The 20,680-nt window shown below is 47.3% G+C and carries 15 protein-coding genes; 11 read left to right on the forward strand and 4 right to left on the reverse strand.

All coding sequences use genetic code 11. The features are described 5' to 3' along the window. The first annotated feature begins 45 nt into the window (after positions 1 to 45). From A8709_RS29800 to A8709_RS29815, 4 genes are all read left to right on the forward strand, one after another. Entirely contained in the window at positions 46 to 1,014 is a 969-nt protein-coding gene (locus A8709_RS29800; RefSeq protein ID WP_065858747.1) for an ABC transporter permease, read from the forward strand. 18 nt (positions 1,015 to 1,032) lie between these two features. Continuing rightward, a complete protein-coding gene (locus tag A8709_RS29805; protein WP_065858094.1) occupies positions 1,033 to 1,908 on the forward strand; it encodes a carbohydrate ABC transporter permease in 876 nt (291 codons plus the stop codon). A gap of 208 nt (positions 1,909 to 2,116) precedes the next feature. Next, positions 2,117 to 3,493 carry an FAD-binding oxidoreductase gene (locus A8709_RS29810; protein WP_425262363.1) on the forward strand — a complete coding sequence of 459 codons (1,377 nt, stop codon included), beginning with the start codon at positions 2,117 to 2,119 and terminating at the stop codon, positions 3,491 to 3,493. 1 nt (position 3,494) lies between these two features. Continuing rightward, the gene (locus A8709_RS29815) at positions 3,495 to 4,031 is read left to right on the forward strand and encodes an MFS transporter (protein WP_065858098.1); all 537 of its coding nucleotides are present in this window, start codon (positions 3,495 to 3,497) and stop codon (positions 4,029 to 4,031) included. Between the two features lie 103 nt (positions 4,032 to 4,134). Here the strand turns inward: A8709_RS29815 and A8709_RS29820 are convergent, their stop codons facing one another. Further along, on the reverse strand, positions 4,135 to 9,747 hold the full coding sequence (locus A8709_RS29820; RefSeq protein ID WP_065858100.1) for an Ig-like domain-containing protein: 5,613 nt from the start codon (positions 9,745 to 9,747) through the stop codon (positions 4,135 to 4,137). Positions 9,748 to 10,587: 840 nt separating this feature from the next. On the opposite strand from A8709_RS29820, the gene A8709_RS29825 reads away from it, so the two are divergent. From A8709_RS29825 to A8709_RS29850, 6 genes are all read left to right on the forward strand, one after another. Beyond that, entirely contained in the window at positions 10,588 to 11,622 is a 1,035-nt protein-coding gene (locus tag A8709_RS29825) for a BMP family protein (protein WP_065858102.1), read from the forward strand. A 93-nt stretch (positions 11,623 to 11,715) separates the two neighbouring features. Next, entirely contained in the window at positions 11,716 to 13,218 is a 1,503-nt protein-coding gene (locus A8709_RS29830; RefSeq protein WP_065858104.1) for an ABC transporter ATP-binding protein, read from the forward strand. After that, on the forward strand, positions 13,211 to 14,278 hold the full coding sequence (locus tag A8709_RS29835; RefSeq protein ID WP_065858106.1) for an ABC transporter permease: 1,068 nt from the start codon (positions 13,211 to 13,213) through the stop codon (positions 14,276 to 14,278). Before A8709_RS29830 ends, A8709_RS29835 begins: the two co-directional genes overlap by 8 nt. After that, positions 14,262 to 15,185: an ABC transporter permease gene (locus A8709_RS29840; RefSeq protein ID WP_065858108.1), complete on the forward strand. Its 924-nt coding sequence runs from the start codon at positions 14,262 to 14,264 to the stop codon at positions 15,183 to 15,185. The genes A8709_RS29835 and A8709_RS29840 overlap by 17 nt, the downstream gene beginning before the upstream one ends. Positions 15,186 to 15,212: 27 nt before the next feature. Continuing rightward, on the forward strand, positions 15,213 to 15,890 hold the full coding sequence (locus A8709_RS29845) for a sulfite oxidase-like oxidoreductase (RefSeq protein WP_065858110.1): 678 nt from the start codon (positions 15,213 to 15,215) through the stop codon (positions 15,888 to 15,890). A 1-nt stretch (position 15,891) separates the two neighbouring features. Continuing rightward, a complete protein-coding gene (locus tag A8709_RS29850) occupies positions 15,892 to 16,623 on the forward strand; it encodes a nucleoside phosphorylase (RefSeq protein WP_065858111.1) in 732 nt (243 codons plus the stop codon). 122 nt (positions 16,624 to 16,745) lie between these two features. On the opposite strand, the gene A8709_RS29855 is transcribed toward A8709_RS29850, so the two are convergent. After that, positions 16,746 to 17,597, reverse strand: coding sequence for a sugar phosphate isomerase/epimerase family protein (locus tag A8709_RS29855; RefSeq protein ID WP_065858113.1), 852 nt, complete (start codon positions 17,595 to 17,597; stop codon positions 16,746 to 16,748). A 142-nt stretch (positions 17,598 to 17,739) separates the two neighbouring features. Here A8709_RS29855 and A8709_RS29860 point away from each other — a divergent pair, with 142 nt between their 5' ends. Then, on the forward strand, positions 17,740 to 18,591 hold the full coding sequence (locus A8709_RS29860) for an AraC family transcriptional regulator (RefSeq protein WP_141692701.1): 852 nt from the start codon (positions 17,740 to 17,742) through the stop codon (positions 18,589 to 18,591). Between the two features lie 118 nt (positions 18,592 to 18,709). Here the strand turns inward: A8709_RS29860 and A8709_RS29865 are convergent, their stop codons facing one another. Beyond that, positions 18,710 to 19,825 (reverse strand): aminopeptidase, encoded by a 1,116-nt coding sequence (locus tag A8709_RS29865; RefSeq protein ID WP_065858115.1) that lies wholly within the window; start codon positions 19,823 to 19,825, stop codon positions 18,710 to 18,712. Positions 19,826 to 19,828: 3 nt separating this feature from the next. Beyond that, positions 19,829 to 20,458 (reverse strand): ArsR/SmtB family transcription factor, encoded by a 630-nt coding sequence (locus A8709_RS29870; protein ID WP_065858118.1) that lies wholly within the window; start codon positions 20,456 to 20,458, stop codon positions 19,829 to 19,831. Between the last annotated feature and the right edge of the window lie 222 nt (positions 20,459 to 20,680).

The raw sequence follows: 20,680 nt of genomic DNA on the forward strand, positions 1-20,680 counted from the left end.
TGCACCCATTTTTACCGACTCCATACCTGAAGGAGGGGCCTAATGATGCCCGCAGCAGTCAATGAACAGACCGGCTCCGCGAAACCAGTAGTCGACAAGACCCGTTTCAGCTATAGGTTCATCCGCGATGCCAAAATCAATAAATATGTCTATCTCATGCTTTTACCCGTCGTCGTGTATTATATCTTGTTCTATTACGTTCCCATGTACGGACTACAAATCGCATTCAAAGACTATTCGCCAGGAATCGGGATTTTGCATAGTCCCTGGATTGGCTTCAAGCACTTCCATGATTTCTTTGCCAGCTATTATTTCTGGCGGATCTTACGTAATACGTTATTGCTGAGCACGTATGATTTGCTATTTACCTTTCCCGCTTCGATCATCCTAGCGCTTCTGCTCAATGAACTGCGAAGCAAGTTCTTAAAGCGCGCCGTGCAAACGATCACGTACATGCCCCATTTTATATCCATCGTTGTCATCTCGGGTATGTTGATGGATTTCCTGGCACGTGATGGGCTCATCAACAATATAATTAGCTCCTGGTTCGGCGTTACACCGATTGGATTCCTACAGGAATACAGCTGGTTTCGATCCATCTATGTGTCATCAAATATTTGGCAGAATGTTGGCTGGGGCTCCATTATTTATTTATCAGCAATGTCAGCTATAGACCCTTCGTTGTATGAAGCTGCTAAGGTTGATGGCGCTAACCGCTGGCAGCAAACATTCACCATTACCCTACCGGGTATCATGTCTACGATCGTTATTCTTCTCATTCTGCAAATCGGAAATTTCATGACCGTCGGAGCGGATAAAATCCTCTTACTCTATAATCCGACAACCTATCCAACTGCCGATGTTATTGGTACTTTCGTCTATCGTAAAGGGATTCTTGAATCCAACTTCAGCTACAGCTCCGCTGTTGGACTCTTCAACTCCCTCATTAACTTCACGCTGCTCGTCCTGGCCAATACATTTAGCCGACGCACCAGTGATAATAAGCTTTGGTAAAAGGAGGCTGCAACCATCATGAGTAGAAGCTGGGGAGAACGCATTTTCGATGTCTCGAATTCCTTGTTTTTGATTCTATTATCTCTTGTTACGATATATCCGTTTCTGTACGTGCTCATCGCCTCCTTAAGCGACCCGGTGTGGATCGTGCAAGTACGCGGCTTGCTTTGGTACCCCAAAGGTTTGAACGTTGAAGCTTACGCCTTAGTGTTTAAGAACCCTGCCATTATGACTGGCTATTTAAACACGATCGTTAACGTCGTACTCGGCACTACGATCAATATCCTTATGACCTCTTTCGGTGCTTATGCACTCTCTCGTCAAGACGTCATGTGGAAGAATCCCGTTATGTTTATGATTGTGTTCACGATGTTTTTCAGCGGCGGCTTGATTCCAACCTACCTGCTCATCAATGACTTAGGCATGGTAGATACCCGTTGGGCACTGTTAATTCCCACAGCTATGAGCGCCTACAATTTGATTATTATGCGTACCGCCTTTCAAGGGGTTCCAATCAGTTTAGAGGAATCCGCCAAACTCGATGGCGCCAATGATTTCACGATTCTGTTCCGCGTCATTTTACCACTTTCGATGCCTGTCGTTGCCGTCATGGTTCTCTTCTATGGTGTTGCACACTGGAATACCTGGTTCAGTGCACTGATCTATTTAAGATCACGCGACCTTTACCCGTTACAGCTCATTTTGCGAGAAATTTTGATCACGAATAGTACCGAATCGATGATGACCGGTGTCGGCGGGAACGATAAGATGCCAATCGGAGAAACGATCAAATACGCGACAATCATCGTGGCCACTGCGCCTATTGTATTCCTTTACCCTTTCCTGCAAAAGTATTTCGTGAAAGGCGTTATGATCGGTGCGATCAAAGGTTGATTGGTAACGAAGCACATATACCGAGGCTATCCCATCATTCTATGCGTAGGATGAGAGGGATGGCTTTTTTTGCGTTGACACCAAGAAAGGTTCGAAATTACACTTGAGGAATAATTTAGGCGATATTAGTGAAGGTGAGGGGAAGGGATATCATTTGAAGAAAATCATCGTTTTACTTCTGTTGCTGACGTTATGCCTCTCCCAGTATATGAGGACCTTAGCCGCTGATGAGGATCCCTTCTTGCGCTCGGATTATAGTAAGCTGCGGCCTGTGAAGATTGCGCGAGTCATTCCAAGTAAAGAAGTCGCGCAGCTTCAAGAGATTGTGCAGGATGCGCGCGCGAAAGGGCTCAAGATTGCGATTGCCGGCAGTCGGCATAGCCAAGGTGGACATACCTACTACAAGGACAGTATTGTACTGGATATGACACCCTTTAACAAGGTTCTCGCTTTTGACGAGAAGAGGAAGACGATTACGGTTCAGTCAGGAGCAACATGGGCGGATGTGCAGAGGGTTATTAACCCTTACGGGCTTGCTGTGAAGACCATGCAGTCACAAAACATTTTTACCATCGGAGGCTCCATCTCTGTCAATGCACACGGCCGCGACATTCGTAATGGTTCTCTCATTAGTACGGTTGAGTCCTTCCGACTATTGGGGGCAGATGGCACTATACGACATGTATCCCGCTCCGAAAATGCTGAGTTGTTCCCGCTGGTGCTGGGCGGTTATGGGTTGTTCGGTGTCATTTTGGATGTGACATTATCGCTAACAGATGACGAAGTGTACGAGATGTCGAGTGAATCAATGACGACTGCCGCATATACCGATTACTTCCTTAACCACATTAAGAAGAATCCCGACATCCACATGCATCTTGCTCGTATTTCTGTCGCGCCGGATTCCTTCTTAACGGAAATGTACGCTACGAATTACACGACACGACCGGATCTGCTAGTGGCCGATTACAACAAATTAAAACTGAAGGATAGCTATGTGCTTCCTTTAAAATTTCTATTTGGACTCAATCGTTCATTTGATTGGGCAAAGAATACGTTTTGGAACTTACAACGGCATTTCCTTATTGGCCGCAGCACCATTCTGACTCGCAACAATGCGATGCGCTCTGAATCTGACTTTATGGACTACAGTTCAGATACCAAAAATGATCTTCTGCAAGAGTATTTCGTCCCCGTGGCTCATTTCGAGGACTTTGTTAACAGCATGAAAGCTATCCTGCAAGAAGAACATTTAAACCTATTAAATATTACGGTTCGATATGTGAATCAGGATGAGGAAGCGACGCTCTCCTATGCAAAAAGTGATATGTTCGCCCTCGTTTGTCTGTTCAATACACCGCTTAATGAAGCCGCACAAGCTCGTATGACACAAGGCATCCGGCGAATCGTCGATCAGTTGAGGATAGTTAATGGTTCTTATTATTTACCCTATGCCCCTTTTCCCTCCATCGATCAGTTCCAATCGTTATATCCAAAGGCAGAAGCTTTTTTCCAAGCCAAAGATCGGTGGGATCCCCAGCATCTTTTTATGAACAACTTCTATGACGATTATAGGGGGCACTAGAATGAACGTGCGATTGCTTATACGATCTCAAAGCTTAGCTACCTTAGCAGCAGGCATGATCTATCCGTATTACTTATTATTTTTAAAAAATCTGGGCAGTACCTATTCGGCCTACGGTCTAGCTTTCGCTATCTTCACGATAAGCTCTGCCGCCTCATCCTTTTGGCTGAATAAGCTCGTAGACCGCTCCTCCGTGAACCTGATGGCAGGTGGCTCACTGGGTATGATGGCAGCGATGCTCGTCTTCCCATGGATTCCTTCCTACGGCTACGTCCTGCTTATTCAAGCATTCATGGGCATCTGTAACGCCATGCAAAAAATGAGCGAGCGCGGATTGCTCGCAGATGGGACTGAGCACGGAAGCCGTGGTGAGACACTGGGTAATTACCATTTCTGGACGTCTGTTTCGTCCGGATTCGCTGTGCTCATCGGCGGCTATATCATTGATTGGTTGACGATTGATGTACTCTTTTACGTGAGTGCGGCGATTTATGGTGGGAGTGCTTGGGTGACGCTTAGAATGCGAGAAACATCGTAAGGGAACAGACTCCTATCTCGATACAAAAAGAAAAGAACCTTCGCTGCCACAATATCGTGGTTTTGAAGGTTCTCTGCTTTTATTACGGTGACATCATGCTACTTCATGGCTGGCTTCCATACACCATGACATCGGTCATGCTCGTAACGGAACTTTGATTACTTCCAGCTACAGCAATGCGCAAATAACGAGCTGTGGTGTCGGGAATATCATAGATTTCGTAATCTCCTCCCACCTTGCCTGAGCTCGGCCCTGTGTAGACATTCGTCCATGTTACACCATCTGTTGAGGTCAGAAGATTAAAATAGAACTGGCGCTCGTTGCCACGCACCCAGGAGATCGCAGCATAGGTTACCTGTGTCACGGAACCCAAATCGAAGTCAATGGTTTGCTCGCCGCTGACGGACCAGAAGGTATTCGGATTGCCATCTGCCGCATTCGTACCAGGCCACCCATTATTCACCGGTCCACTGTCCGCTACATAGGTGATAGGAAGTACGGGAACATCTGTCAGTACGCCAAAGAACGGACCACGCGTCACATCAATGAAGTACTTGCTTGGGCGCTGCACACCTTGGTTATCAGTCACTTCCACGACGAACGTGCCAGGAATAGCAGTCGCTTGCGTGATTGTAACCGTATCGTTCGGATCGGCTGCAACAGCCGTAATGACAGGCGTCGTCTGCGTTTCGTGTGGAACCTCTACAGCATACTTCATCTTCAGAGATTTAAAGCCGCTCAAGGTCACACCATTCAGCTTCAGATCAGACAAAACGGCTGTAGGTGTTGCGTCGATGCTCCATGAAGCCAGTGGTGTGACGACAGGCACATCCGTTGGCGGTGCTTCAATTTCCGATAGCGGCGTGAACCGAACGGCTATGGTCATGGTTCCTTTGGCATCAGGGAAATGAATGGTAAGCTTCTTCTGTTTAGGATTTTGCAGCTCATTAGGCGGACTCAGCGTCGTCGCAAACGGCTTCGCATCCATTTTTTCAAAAACACCTGTACTAGGGGATAGAATTTGGGCGTACATCCGTTTTCCATTTTGCGTTAGCGTAGCTGATCTGCCATCTGCAGCAATATTAAAATCGGTTGCTTCGGTATGCATAAACCAATATAGATTAGAAGGCGCTTTGAATTTCACTTCATCCTGAAGAAGGAAGGAACTGCGATAGTTACTTAACATCATCCCCCGCTTCGCATATACCACATCATCCTTATAAGCCGAGGTCATATCGACAATGGCGTAACCGCCTTCTGGCTTGGAATCATAGGCTATGATGGGAGCATTCGCATCCAATGCCTGATCAGGGCCGGCATCCGGATTGATGACTAGCGTATTGGAGCCTTCCGCCCGTTTGCGATAATAATCCCAGCGATCTGGGTGTTGAGCAGGATTTAGATTGAAATAGGGTACGGAATACGTATCCTTTCCAAGATCAACGGCCCATCTGACACCTAGGGCATCCATCACGAAAGTTCCAACATCCAAGTCAGCATGTGACGAGTTCGTGATGTTGTAATCGGTTACGCCTCCTTTTATAGCGGCAAAGTTGCCATTAGGGTCATTCCACGAATCACGGAAGGTAGCGACATTATTCTTCGTGCGATAATTATACAAGGCATCCAACTTAACAGGATCGTTGCTTCCGAAAAATCCTGGTCGATACCAAATCATATCAAGCGGTTCAGCGACTTTGTTCTTATTGTACGTAAATTGGCGATACCATGCCGCATCTGGTGCATTCAACAAATTTGCAAAAAGTAAAAGCTGCGGCGTATCAATAATCGTAGTTAAGGAATCGGAATAGTTAAAAGGACCATTAAAACTGTGCAAATTCGCCATATACTTCGATGTTTCAGAGATACCAGGTTGATTTAGGAAGCCGTAATCAGTTCCTAGTGTTGTGCGCATCGCCGAAATCATATAGGCCAAATATTCGGTCGCATAATCCCAATAGCCCGTGCCTTCAGGCCAATCGCCTTGCGATGCAAATACGCCAAGTCCTGTTTGGACCGAAGAGAGCGCTTTTTCCAAAACCGTTTGGGCTATTGGTAATTGATAATCTGTGTTGCTCGCTCCCATATCCACGGCGTTCGCATCTGCTTCGTCGCCGATCGTCAAGGCTACGGCCGTCATACCGCCATTGACAACCAAGTTCCAATTGCTTGGCGATGTCGTCCACCAGGCATTGCTGCCACCTTCTAGATACTCTTTCTTGGCATTGAGCAATACTTGCTGAATCATTCGGGTGCGCAGGTTATCCCGCTCCTGCTGTGTCATCGCATCATAGAGCCAATCATACCCAATGGCTGCGGCATTGCCCATTTCCGAGATACTCAGGAAATTCTTCACCCCGCCGTGCCAATCCGGATAGGCAGCAGGATCGGCCATCAAGTTGAGCTGTGCAATCGCAGCAGCGGAATATCGGGTGTCTTTGGTAATTTGATACAGTAGCCCTAAGTTTTGAATTCGTTTGAGGATCGCTTGAGCCAACGGAAGCACTGTGGCACCTGTTGTTCCGGGATCCGTAATCGTATAAGTAAGGAGTGGATCATCCAGCATATCATCAGCTACTGCTTTTATTTTGGTATACCACTCTTGCATAGTCGGATCGGTTCCGATCAGCGTGCTAACCCGAGTGAAGTCATCCGCCGTCGCATACAGCCTAGGATGTGCTGCTCCTGTTGAAGGGAATCTAGCTTTGAGTGCTGTAATAATGTCCGAGCCAGGTAATCCTACATAAACAACGATGGTCGTCACATCCGTACCGCCAGGGGTATCTGCAACTTGAATTTGGAAACGATCATAGCCGACGTAGCCAGCACTTGGTGTATATGTCCAACTTCCGTTCCACTTTACATCTGCTACGCCATGTTGAGGTCCTTGACCGGTTTTCAGGGCATAGGTAATGTAATCGCCGTCTTTATCCGTTGCTTTGATGGTACCTGTCACCTTCGTATCACGTATCGTCCCATAGTTGATTTGAACCTTATCCATCACTGGAGCATCCTGCTGAGGAACGACCGTAATATCAATTTTAGAAAAAGCAAAGTGATTATGGCCATCCGTCAGAAGCATGGTAAACGTGTCGGTCCCGTTATAGTCTTTAACCGGGTAATACTCCCACACACCATCGTCCCGGATAGCGGCTGTCCCGTGCATCGGTTGTAGGAACAACGATGAAGTCAAGACATCGTCATTAGCATCCGTACCCAGTACAGGGCCAGTTACACCTTGATCTTCGTTCACACTTACCACTTGGTCAGGTGCCGTAATATCCGTATCCGTGGCAACATTGACCGTGTACGTTGCAAACATACCAATCTCTCCAGGGTTGTGTCCCTCGGTAATCGCACGTATTGTGGTTTGCCCTGGACTCACCCCATTCACCGTTGCTTGTAAAGTTGATTTGGCATTAGGGACAACCGTTGCAATTGCTGGGTTATCCGACACCCACGTGATCTCAGGATTGGAAACAAGGTTCGGTGATAGCGATACGTTAACCGTTGTGCTCTGTCCTGGCACAATGAGCCCCTTCACCTTATCCAATTGAATGTTCGTAATCGGAACCCAAGGGACAATCTGAATATCATCTGCCCACAGTGTACCTTGGCCCAGCTCAAAAGCGACTTCTACACGAGCTGATACTGTAAGGGCCGGCGCTGTGATGATGCCTTCGTAATATTTCCAACCGTTCACTTCGACCCCAGTCGCTTGGATGACATCGAAGTAGTTCGGCGATTGAAGGACGGAATTCCCCCCTCCATCCATGTAAAATGCACGTAAATACACATTGTTGCCGGTACCTTGCTGCTTCATCCAACCACTAATCTTATAGCTATTGCCAGGTGCAACCCCAGGAATCAGGTAATAAACATCCGCTTTACTGTCGATATTTGCAGGCGTACTAATTTTTAATGACCTTGCCCCCTCTTTGACGGTGGTTGTATCAAGGGACAAATTCGCTTTGGGTGAATTGTTGCCAAAATAGGAACTCCAACCAGATGGCCTAACACCCGTCCAGCCGGGTGTTTCTGCTACCGTGGTTTCGAAGCCGCCATTGCTATTAGCGATCACGTAAATCGCATACGATTTCGTCCAGCCACCCTCCACTGCCTGCGCTGTCACAATAGCTGTGCCTGGTGCCTTGGCCGTGACACGACCATCATTGCCAACGGATGCAATACCTGGCTGTGTGGACGACCACGTCACCCGAAAATCAGTAGCATTAGCAGGGGATGCATACACATTCAGGGAAACCGTTCCCCCTACAAGCAAACTTCGAGTCGAGGCGCCGTCAGCAACTAATCCCGTCAGCGGAACCCATGGGATGATCTTCAGATCATCGAACCACGCTTTCCCTGTTCCTGTTTCATAGTTGGCATAGATGCTGGCATTCAAAGACCCCGTTGGGGCTTGGTATAGGCCATCCACGATCTGCCAATCGGCCGTCGTCCCTTTCACTGCTGTTGCAGGTCCGTACACCGTTCCGAGTACAGAACCACCTGAGCCATTCCAGTTCAATCGAACTGTAGCGCCGGTGCCTGTTAGTGATTCTGTACGGATTTTGCCGCTCAAACGATACCAATTTCCAGCGGTCACTGGAATGCTCCGTTGTACGGCGGAGGCTTTACCATTCGCTGTTGCTTGAATCTTCAAGCTATGCGTACCTGTGCCATAGACAGCATCATCTACGGTTACCGTAGGGCTGCCATATGCTGCGGAAGCGGTCCAGCTCGTTGGCTGAACATCCGTGAAGCCATTGCCTGAACCGGCAGTCAGCGTCTCAAAGCTGCCATTCGTAACCATGCTGGCAGGCACGACGGTCAACGGATACACAGCCGAATAGGCATTATCCTGCGAGGTAGCTGTGATCTTCACCGTACCAGGTGACACTCCTGTAATAGCCCCTGTGCCATCCACAGTAGCTACAGCTGGATTAGAAGACGTCCAATTCTGGATCACGTCGGACGTATTGCTTGGTGTTCTTACGAGAGGTGCCGGCACCACGCTTCCGATCGAAATACTTCCCGATGGTTCGCAGAAGGCGAGCCCTTTTAATGCCGTATAAGCTTTGAATTGAAAATCATCCATCCATACGTTACCTGTTAATTTGTTGTACTCAATATTAATTCTGGCTGACACAGCCCCAGTTGGTGCGGTAGTTGAAAGTAAATATTGTTTAAAATCTGTTATATTACCGCGTATTGGTGTGGCCACCGGCACTAAGTAATCTGTCTTCAACGCTGCACCCGTTGAATCCGAATATACGATTCCAACATTGACCCCAAAAGCATTCGTATCCCCAGTAAGGGTTTGAGCTTTAAACCAACTGCTGAACTTGTACTCCTGGCCCGCGACTACAGGGATATTACTTTGATAAAACGTCAGCTTGCTCTGGTTGGGTGCCGGCGACATAATTTTCAGTGATTTGGTACCTTCCGGATGATAAATCGTATCCACAGTCACCGTTGGTGCGACCGTCGTGACAGAAGTATCAACCGAAAGCGTCCATTTGTCCGCCGTTCTCGTCGTCCAGCCTGGCTGCACAGAAGAAGTCAGTGTCTCGAACGACCCGTTCTGAATCAAATTGACTTCATCCGCATGTACAGCACTTGGGCTTACAACCCCCAACCCGGGAGGCAGCAATAGGCTTGTTACCATTGCCAAGACCAGTGCCAAACTCCCTCTAGCTCTTATCTTACCTCGCATCAATGAATCACCCTCTTCTTAAGATTAGCACCATGTTTAAGCGCTTACACTTATAGTAATAGGTTCTGCTGCTCATGCCTATATCTCAATCTACAGGGTGATAAACACGTCTTCATTTGGGGAATAAACCATTATTCAGGAAGGCTATCCGTGATTCTTATTTCAACCCTTTCATTCCCAATTAGCTAAACTGATGAATGGCAACTTCACGAGGCTGAGCGCCCTTCTGGGATTCGGATTCGATGAATCGAGCGGCTTTTCAAACACAGACTCGAGCAATAAGCACTCGCAGCTTGCTTATCGCTTCCGCAATCGCGAAATCCCACTGAATTAGACCACCGCAAGTGCTTATTCGGCACAGAGAGCGGCCTTTCGTGCGCATACTCACCCAATTAGCACACGCACCTTGTTTATTCCTCCTGAAGCCAAGAAACCTCGCTCGATTAGACCACCCCGAGTGCTTATTCGGCACAGTGAGCGGCTTTCCGTACGCCTACTCATCCGATCAAACCACCGCTTTTGCTTATTGGCCGCAACCTGCTTACAAATAATCTCGACAATTGCGGCGTGAAACGCACCCCGATAAACACGGATATTATTCGCCTTAATGAGACGAATCGTACAGCTTTAAGCCTGCATCAACTGGTAGATAACGCCACTAGATGGATTATCTCAGTAAATTCTAGTATAATACCTCTTAGTGTTCGTATTTTGTAGAATTATAGGTGATTTTGTCGAATTAGATAAAATACCCTTTGACTATATCCGAGTTTTTTAGTAGGATATAAAATAAGTCTTTGGTTAAATACATCATACATATAGATTAGGGGAGAGAACATTATGAAAAAAGCATTATTTTCTATTCTTGCCGTAACGGTCATACTAGCAGGCTGCGGCACTGCGAAAACAGACACAGCTTCAACAGCATCACCTGCAGCATCTGGTGCGCCATCTGCGAAATCAGATAAGAAAATTATCCTGATTACACCTGAGAAAATCGGGCTTAACCCCTTCTTCGCACAAGAAGATGAAGGCGTGAAGAAAGCCGGAAAAGAATTCGGTGTTACAGTTAAAACAGTAGAATCCACGGATGCGAGCGCGATCGAACAGAACTTGCGCGCAGCTGTTGCCGATAATTATGATTTGATTATTACAAGCTCCTTTGAGTCTGAGGATGCTCTTAAGAAAGTTGCTGCCGAAAATCCTAAGAAATCATTCGCTATCATTGATACTGTTGTCGACCTTCCGAATGTTCGCAGCGTTGTTTTCCGTGAACACGAAGCTTCCTACTTGCTAGGAGCGGCTGCTGGTCTTGCTACTAAGAAAAATATCGTAGGTATGGTTGCAGCAGTTGATATCCCACTGATCAAGAAATATACAGTTGGTTTCCAAGAAGGTTTGAAATCAACGAATCCGAATGCTAAATTCATCGTTAACTATGTAGGAAGCTTCACAGATCCTGCCAAAGCGAAAGAATTAGCCTTAACACAATTCGCACAAGGCGCTGACTTCATCGCAGGTGCATCCGCTGTAGGCGATCTAGGGGTATTCGAAGCAGCGAAGGAAAAAGGCTTCTTTACTTCCGGACAAGATATTGACCGTACAGTAACTGATCCTGATCATATCGTGCTTTCCCAATTGAAAGGAACGGATGCTGTTGCTTATCAAACGGTGAAAGATTTTGTTACCGGTTCGTTCAAATTCGGATCTGTTGACTACGGCTTGAAAGAAGATGGCGTCGGTCTTACTTTTGTAACGAAAGACAGCACAAGTAAACTAAGCTCCTTTATCGGACCTGATGTAGTAACGAAGGTAAAAGCTATCCGTGATGACATCGTTTCTGGTAAAGTGAAAGTTGAAAACCCAGTTAAATAAATCTGCACATTAATCGCATAAGAGTGACCTGGAAACTGTTTACGGAGACGTAAACAGTTTCCTCATGTCTAGGTAAAGGAGCGAAAACCCGTTATGCTGCTTCAAATGCAACAGATTACGAAAACATATGGCAATTTAACAGCGAACTCACAAGTTGATTTCTCGCTGCGTCAAGGTGAAATTCATGCATTAGTCGGGGAAAATGGCGCAGGCAAAACGACCCTCATGCGGATCTTGTACGGCATGGAGCAGCCCTCGGCAGGTCGTATTCTTTTGAACGGCAAAGAAGTGGTTTTTACCAATCCCACGGATGCCATTCGTAACCGTATCGGTATGGTACATCAACATTTCATGCTCTTTCCTTCTTTTACTGTGGCTGAAAATATTGTGATCGGCAACGAGCCCAAAGCTGGGCTTCGTTTCGACCGTAAAAAAGCCATCTCACAGGTTGAAGAGCTCTGTGCGAAATACCGGCTGCCGATTGATCCGCGCAAAAAAGTGGCCGATTGTCCTCTTGGATTGCAGCAGCGTGTAGAAATCCTGAAGGTGCTCTATCAAGGCGCGGACATTATTATTTTGGACGAGCCGACTGGGGTTCTCACACCGCTGGAAGCCAAAGAACTGCTCGTCATTATGCGCAGCTTAGCCAACCAAGGCAAAAGCTTCATTATTATCACGCACAAGCTGCATGAAGTGATGGAAGTAGCCGATCGGATTACTGTGCTCAGAGATGGGAAGATGACCGGAACACTGGATGCCGGCGCCACGAACGCCCAGGAGCTTTCCAAGTTAATGGTTGGCCGAGATTTAAAACCATTTAAGAAACGAGCTTCGACTTTGGGGCAGACAGTCCTTCAGGTCCAGGATGTTTCTATCCATGGGGATAAAGGTAAACCGGTGCTGGATCGTGTTAATTTGCAGGTAAAGGCCGGTGAAATTGTTGGGATTGCTGGTATTTCCGGAAATGGCCAATCCGAGTTGATACAAGCGATCTCAGGCATTCAACCGATAGATCAGGGTGAAATTCAACTTTTAGGAGCGCCAATTCAAGGTCGTTCTGTGCGGAAAATCCGGGAAATCGGACTATCCCATGTACCCGAGGATCGTTACCAATGGGGCGCAGCCAAAGAAGGCACGGTGTTAGAGAATGGCACGATGGGTCACCATAAAACCAAAAGTCGTTCCGGCTTTTTACAAGGCAAAGAACTTCGCCAAATGGTGAGCGGCTTCATTCAGCAATTCCAGATTAAGGCTGGTTCCCAAGATGCCAAAGTGAAATTTCTATCCGGCGGTAACTTGCAGAAGCTGATTGTAGCGAGGGAAATTGCGCAGAAACAACCTTTCCTCATAGCGGCGGAACCGACTCGCGGTGTAGATATCGGAGCTATGGAATTGATCCACGAAGAGTTGCTTCGGAAACGTGATGAGCAGGGTGCCATTTTATTAGTCTCATCGGAATTAACCGAGATTCTCAAGCTGTCTGATCGGATCGTCGTCATGTACGAAGGCCGAATTGCCGGTGAATTGTTAGCAGAAGATGCAACAGAGGAACAAATTAGTTTATGGATGGCGGGGGGCGGCGATTCCAATGCTTAAAGGTCGATTTCAGCTAAGTGCGTGGTTGCAGCCGCTGCTTGCTGTTGCCATAGGTTTGCTAGGAGGCGCTATCGCGATCTCCCTCATAGGCGGGTCAGTCACCGAGACCTATGCGGAAATGTGGAAAGGCGCCTTCGGCAGCTTCTACTTTTTCACAAATACATTGACTCGCGCGACACCACTTATTCTTGTTGGATTAGGTGTATCGATCGCGTTTCGTGCGGGATTTTTCAATATGGGGTCAGAGGGTCAAATGATCTTGGGTGCTTTATCAAGCGCACTAGTCGCGCTCTACTTGCCTGGACCTCCGCTCTTTAAATTGCTGGCTGCCATTCTGAGTGGCATTATAGCAGGCGGCATTTGGTCGGCATTTGCAGGCTGGCTGGACGCTAAATTCCGAATGAATTTGATAATAACAACACTGTTGCTTAATTATATCGCAGCTCTATTTGCGGGTTATATGGTTGCTTATCCGTTCAAAGACAAAACCGGCTCCGCTGCACTAGCCCAAACGATGATGATTGATAAAAGCATTTGGCTGCCCAAATTGTTTCAAGGTATGAGCATCCATGGCGGCTTTATCATTGCGATTGGACTAGCCATTCTCCTCTTTTTGTTCATTAAATACACGGTCGCTGGTTATGAAATGCGGATGCTCGGCTATAATCCGTTGTTTGCGGCTTATGGCGGGGTAAACAGACGAAAAGTCATGCTGACGAGTATGTTTGCAAGCGGTGGGTTCGCAGGCCTTGCTGGGGCTGTCGAGGTGCTCGGTATGCAGTATCGCTATACAGACGGAATGATATCGAATCCTGGCTACGCTTGGTCCGGTATTATGGCGACTTTGCTTTCTGGTGCTCATCCACTAGGTACAGCAATTGCCTCTATTCTCTTAGCTGCCTTGCAAACGGGAGGCATGGGTGTTGAACGCAATACGAACATTCCACTGGAAATCTCCAGTGTCATCCAGTCCTTGCTGATTCTGTTCGTTACCGCGAAGTTCAGCTATACCCTTTGGAAACGACGGAAAGGAGGCAAGAGCGATGCAGCATCTTCTTGATGTGTCTTTATTTAACTCCATGATTCGCATGGTGGCTCCGATCCTACTGGCAGCACTTGGCGGGGCGATTTGTTCGAGAGTCGGTTTGTTTAACGTAGGTTTGGAAGGTTTCGTGTTAGTTGGCGCTTTCTCCGCGATTGTTGGCAACTATTATACAGGCAACGTATTCCTTGCCGTACTCATTGCCATCGCCGTGACCATGTTATTTTCACTGATATTTGCCTATATGAGTATTCATTTGCAAGCAAATGTCATTGTTGTGGGGATCTCATTTAACTTTCTAGCCTTAGGCTTAACGGCGTTTTGTTTGAAAGCTATCTTCCATGTCAAAGGTGCCTTCTATGATAAAAATATGATCGGACTGCCCAAATGGGACATTCCCTTTATTAAGGACATCCCTGTCATTGGCGGGATTATTTCCGGGCATTCTCCGCTAGTCTATCTCGCGTTTGTGCTTGTATTCGGACTTCAATATTTGCTATTTAAGTCCGTCATTGGCTTCCGAATGATAGCCGTTGGGGAAAACCCGGTTGCCGCGAAGAGCCTTGGCATCAAAGTAAATCGTATGCAATACTTGGCGGTGCTCATCTGTGGGGTCCTATGTGGACTTGCCGGGGCACAGCTCTCGCTTGGACAAGTGACCATGTTCACTGAAGGCATGACGGCGGGCAGAGGCTTCATTGCACTGGTCGCAACGATGCTAGGGCAAGCCAATCCCATTGGCGTCATGGCGTCCAGCCTACTGTTTGGCTTAATGGATGCGTTCAGTATCCGACTTCAAGGCTTCTCTTTACCTACCCATTTCACACAAATGCTGCCTTATGTTGTGACTCTGCTTGCGATGCTGTTCTTCCGCAAAAGCAACTACCTGGCTGATGCGCAAAAAGCGAATGGCAGCTCGCGATGAGGAAAACATGCTTAGGAGGGATAACAGATGAACAAAGACACCAAAGCGGAGCGCATTAAGCGCATGCAAATTCCCGCTGTAGATGTTCCACAGGAGCTTGCAGGCCGAATTCCACCAGGTCAAGTTGTCACGGACCGTTTTCCCATTCTTCATGAAGGGGACGTACCCAAATATGATATGGCGGCTTGGTCCTTACGTGTATTTGGACAAGTAGCCGAAGAGAAAACATTTAGCTATGACGACTTGATGGCCCTGCCTCGCACGCAAATCCAATGCGATATTCACTGTGTGACCCGTTGGTCCAAGCTGGATACAGTCTGGGAAGGCATCCGATTCAGGGATTTCCTTTCCCTGCTAGATGTGAAGCCAGAAGGTCAATATGTCATGATTCATGCAGATAATGATTATGAAACGAATGTACCGCTCGCTGATCTAATGGGCGATAATATTCTGCTCGCGATGACCTTCGACGGTGAGCCGCTCACGCTGAAGCATGGCTGGCCGCTGCGACTTGTCGTCCCTCATTTGTACTTTTGGAAGAGTGCCAAGTGGATTCGCGGCATCGAGTTCATGGCCGAGGATCGCGAAGGCTTCTGGGAGCGCAATGGCTTCCATAATGTTGCGGATCCTTTTGAAGAACAACGCTTCTCAGGCGAAGCCATTCCTATTCCAGAGGATGAATGGGTCAGAAAGGAGTTCGATTAAGATGTTTTTATCTATTTTACAAGTCAATTCGGAAGACTTACATCCTTATGCGATCGTGTGCGGGGATCCCTTCAGGGCGGAGGCGATTGCCCGCAAGCTGGACAACACGCGTGAATTGAACTTCAGCCGGGAATATCGGACTTTTGTAGGCGAAAAGAATGGCGTACCTATGACGATTGTGAGTCATGGTGTAGGATCACCGGGCGCAGCGGTCTGCTTCGAAGAACTGATCAAAGGCGGCGTCAAGACGCTAATACGCGTCGGAACGGCTGGTTCGTACTCCGCGGATGTTCCCCCAGGGAGCCTCGTTGTCAGTACAGCAGCGGTCCGTGAAGAAGGCTTAACTCGCCAACTAGTGCCGCTAGGCTTTCCCGCAGTTGCCGATCAAGACGTTACACGCGCTCTGTATGAGGCGGCTTCTGAGACGGACGGATTAGTAAAGCTGGGCATCACGGTTACGTTAGATGCATTCTTCCAAGGGGTTGAGGAATTCCCCCATCGTAAGTACAAGCAAGCGGGTGCTTTAGCGGTTGAAATGGAAATCGCAGCGCTCTATGTCATCGCTTCACTGCGTGGTGTGCGTGCTGGTGCGATTGTCGCATTAGATGGCTATGCGGATGCCGATCTGCGTGAAGTATACAACCCGCATACCGATGTCGTATCCGGGGCTATTGAGCGGGAGATTGACGCTGCGATCGGAGCGATTGTGAAATTAGCGACGGATGGCAAATAGCGATTTGGATTGTTGTAACTCTCATAATCGCATTAAAAAAACCTTCAATCCCACATCGTGGAGTTGAAGGTTCTTTGTATACTAATGCTTAACGTTATGAACTAGTCCTTAAATCGCTCTTATTAAGCCAACCATTGCTTCACTTTTGTAGCAAAGTTCTTCAGCATGTCTGCTGAGCCATATTGACCGCTGAAATCCTCAATGCCGAGGTAGCCGTCATAGCCTACAGCTTTCAAATCGCTGAACAATTGCTTCCAATTCACGATACCTTCGTCAATCGGCGACCAGTCGCTTTTCCACAGCTTGATACCGTCTTCTTCTTCACCTGTCAGCTTCCATGCCGCATTTTTCACGTGCACGTGAGCAAGGTAAGGTCCTAGCAATTCAAGCCCCATACGGTAGTTCTCGAAGCCTTCGTGAACCATGTTGCCCGCATCGTGAAGAACGCCAATGTGATCTGGGTTGAAGCCAGCAACGAGTCGGTGCGCCGAGCTTGCACTTGTCGAAATCGTTTGGTGGTGAATTTCAATGATGCCTTTGACGCCATATTGCTGGGACAATTCTTGGCAATGGTGAAGGTAATCCACCGCTTTGGCAAACAAATCATTATAATTTTGCGTTCTATCATAACCTGGTACGCCGACACGAATGAAAGGAACGCCTACTTTTTGCGCAGCTTTGAATACATTTTCTGTTTCGGCAACGTCACAGTTATTCAAGTACGGGGTGATGCTTAGGTTCACTAGATTTTCGTTAAGCGCAGCAAGTTTAAAACGCTCCAACTCCGCATCCGAAGCAGCAGGGTCGATCGAGCACAGGTTGTTTCTCCAGAAGGAAGGCTTCTCCTGGGTCGCGTCAGCTGGGATATCTTTGAAGCGCCATTCAATACCATCAATGCCAGCAGCAACCGCTGCTTTAGCAAGCTCTTCAGGGGTTAGATCAGGTGTTGCGACAGTAAATACCGATAATTTCATATATAAGCCTCCTTAAGATATAAGCAAGATCAGGTGTAGGTTTATCTCTCCTATATTTTGCAGTATAATAAAAACGTATTCATTGCATTAATTGGGCAAAAGTTTGCTTATATTGACTCCAACCACTAGAGGAGTGCTTCACATGCAGGAAATGTATAACAATCTGGATCAAATGTTAAATTTTCGACACGCAGTCACCCATAATCCAGTTCCACTTGATTTCCATCAGCATCAGGACCAATACGAAATTTACTTCTTCCTGACAGGCGATGTTCATTATTTTATCGAGAAGCAAGTGTACCCTTTGCAGTACGGCGACCTCCTGATCATGCATAGCAATGAGCTGCACCGACCTAATTTTCAGTCCAAGAAACAGCGTTATGAGAATGTCGTGATTCACTTCAATCCCGCTCTGCTGCAACATTTCAATTCTTCGCAGTTCGATTTGTTGGACTGCTTCAATAACCGTGTGTTTGGTGAGCAAAATCGGATGAGATTAACGCCGCCGCAGATCGACGACATCATGAAGTTATATGAGCGGATGGAAATGCACCGCCGCCCTCAAGCGCTACCAGGCTCAGATATCCTGTTCGTAGCCACCTTTATCGAGCTGCTGGTCTTTATTAATCGGATTTTCCACCAGCAAGGCAAACAAGAAGAACCGGTCATCATGCCGGACAAGCTCTCCTCCTTATTCGCCTTCATTGACGAAAATCTCGATCAAGATCTATCTCTCGAGGTGCTCGAGCAGGTCGTCTTCATGAATCGCTCCTACTTGTGCCGACTGTTCAAAAAGCATACCGGCAGCACGATACACGAGCATATCCTGTTCAAACGCATTGCCAGAGCCAAACACTTGCTGCGCGAAGGCTCTACCGTCACCGACACCTGCCAGCTGGCCGGCTTTAATGATTATTCGAACTTTATTCGGACGTTCAAAAAGGCCGTAGGCCTGCCGCCAAGACAGTACCAGTCGCAGCAGCGACGGGTGTGACACACTACTCCCGTGGGATGCTGGCTAACTGTACAGTTAGCGTAAGCTATTAGAAAACAAAAAGGTTGTCCACACGTCTACCAGACGTTGGGCAACCTTTTTGGTATGAAGCGGAAACCTATTTCAGGTTTTCCGGATTCAGTTGAAGAAGCTCAGGCAGCACGAAGATTCCGTCCTTACGGATCAGAACATCGTCAAACCAAATTTCGCCGCCGCCGTATTCCGGACGTTGGATGTTGACCATGTCCCAGTGTAGCGAGGATTTATTGCCGTTGTAGGCATCATCATAGCAATTACCAGGTGTGAAGTGGAAGCTGCCATCGATTTTCTCATCGAAGAGAATATCTTTCATTGGATGCTGAATATAAGGATTCACGCCGATCGCGAACTCACCGACATAGCGAGCGCCTTCATCCATATCGAAAATTTCGTTAATGCGATCCGTATCATTCGCAGTCGCTTTAACGATTTTACCATTTTCAAAATGAAGCACCACGTTCTCGAAAATGAAGCCATCATGCGGCGAAGGTGTGTTGTAAGAAATGACGCCGTTAACGGAATCACGAACCGGTGCAGAGTAAACTTCACCATCCGGGATGTTCAGTTCGCCGTCGCATTTGACGCCGCCGATACCTTTGATGGAGAACGTCAAATCCGTTCCAGGGCCTACCAGGCGCACTTTATCAGTACGATCCATCAGCTCTTTCAGCGGATCCATCGCTTTGGACATTTTGCCATAATCCATCGTACATACATTGAAGTAGAAATCTTCGAACGCGTCTGTGCTCATGCTAGCCAGCTGCGCCATGGATGACGTTGGGTAACGCAGAACGACCCATCTCGTATCCTTCACGCGGACATCGAAATGAACCTGTTGATAGTACACGGAGTTGTAAAGCTTCATACGATCGGCTGGAATATCCGACATCTCATAAATATTAGCGCCACCGCGTACGCCTATGTAGCCTTGCATTTGTTTCATTTGAAACGCGTCCGCATCTGCCCACGTTTGCATTTGAGCTTCTGTACCATTCATCACAAGCTCACGAATCACAGCATGATCACGCAAATTGACGAAAGGATGCGCACCCGCGGCGTGCAATTTCTTGACAATTTCCTTCACGAGCGCGGCATCAATGCCGTAAGCTTCTATTAAAATGTTTTCACCAGGCTGTGCTTTAACTGAATAATTTACCAATACGTCTGCGAGCTTCGTTAATCTAGGATCCAACATGTGTTATCTCTCCTCTTCTTTGGCGGGTACACGGGGATCTGCAGGCTCGACCGGATCAAACGCCGCTTCATGTGTCTGGAAGCCAACGGTTGTCAAATAGAACCATTCCCCATTCTCTTCCTGCTCAGCATCGAGCTCATAAATCAGCGCACGAAATTTCGTTAACCATTCGGCATATTTCGCTTTGCTCATTTTCACTTCAACCTGCGTCATGATGATCGGCCATTGGGATCGGTCGGGTGATGGAATCTGAAACGCCTCTTCGGGCGCATGAATCGCTCTGTTTCTAGCATGCCCAAGTACGCTTAATGTACGTTCGCGGTAGTAATTTTCTACCTCCGAGACATAAGGAAGCAAGTTCTGTCCAGGCACGAAACCACGTGCTACGGCACGATAAAATTTTTGCACAATACCATTCTTTAGCTCTGTACGAACAACAAAAATCAGATCATGACGCTCAAGTTCATTCAAATGATAATGCACTTTGGCGCGCGCCATTCCTAGCAGTTTTGCCAACTGTTGGCCGGTATAAGCTTTCTCTATGAGAAGAAGCAGTACTCTAGCACGAAGTGGATCACTTATCGTTTTGAGTTGTTCTAGTTCTTCAATGATATAAACAGGCTGTAGCTTCATCTTGGATCCGACCTCCCTCTCTGTACCGAAAAAGCCTTATAATATGCGCTTTTGGGTCAACATTTAACCTCTAAACGAGATTAATTAAACGACGGTCAAATCTTTTTAACCGTATCATAATCCTAAACAGAATCTATGTCAATTGCGGTTTCAGGCTACCTAAAGATCCAGTACGGAGCCTTTATCTAGGCGACATTTCACCGCTTTAACGAGTTACCGAAA

This window comes from Paenibacillus pectinilyticus (genome assembly GCF_001700435.1).
GTDB classification, from domain to species: domain Bacteria; phylum Bacillota; class Bacilli; order Paenibacillales; family NBRC-103111; genus Paenibacillus_E; species Paenibacillus_E pectinilyticus.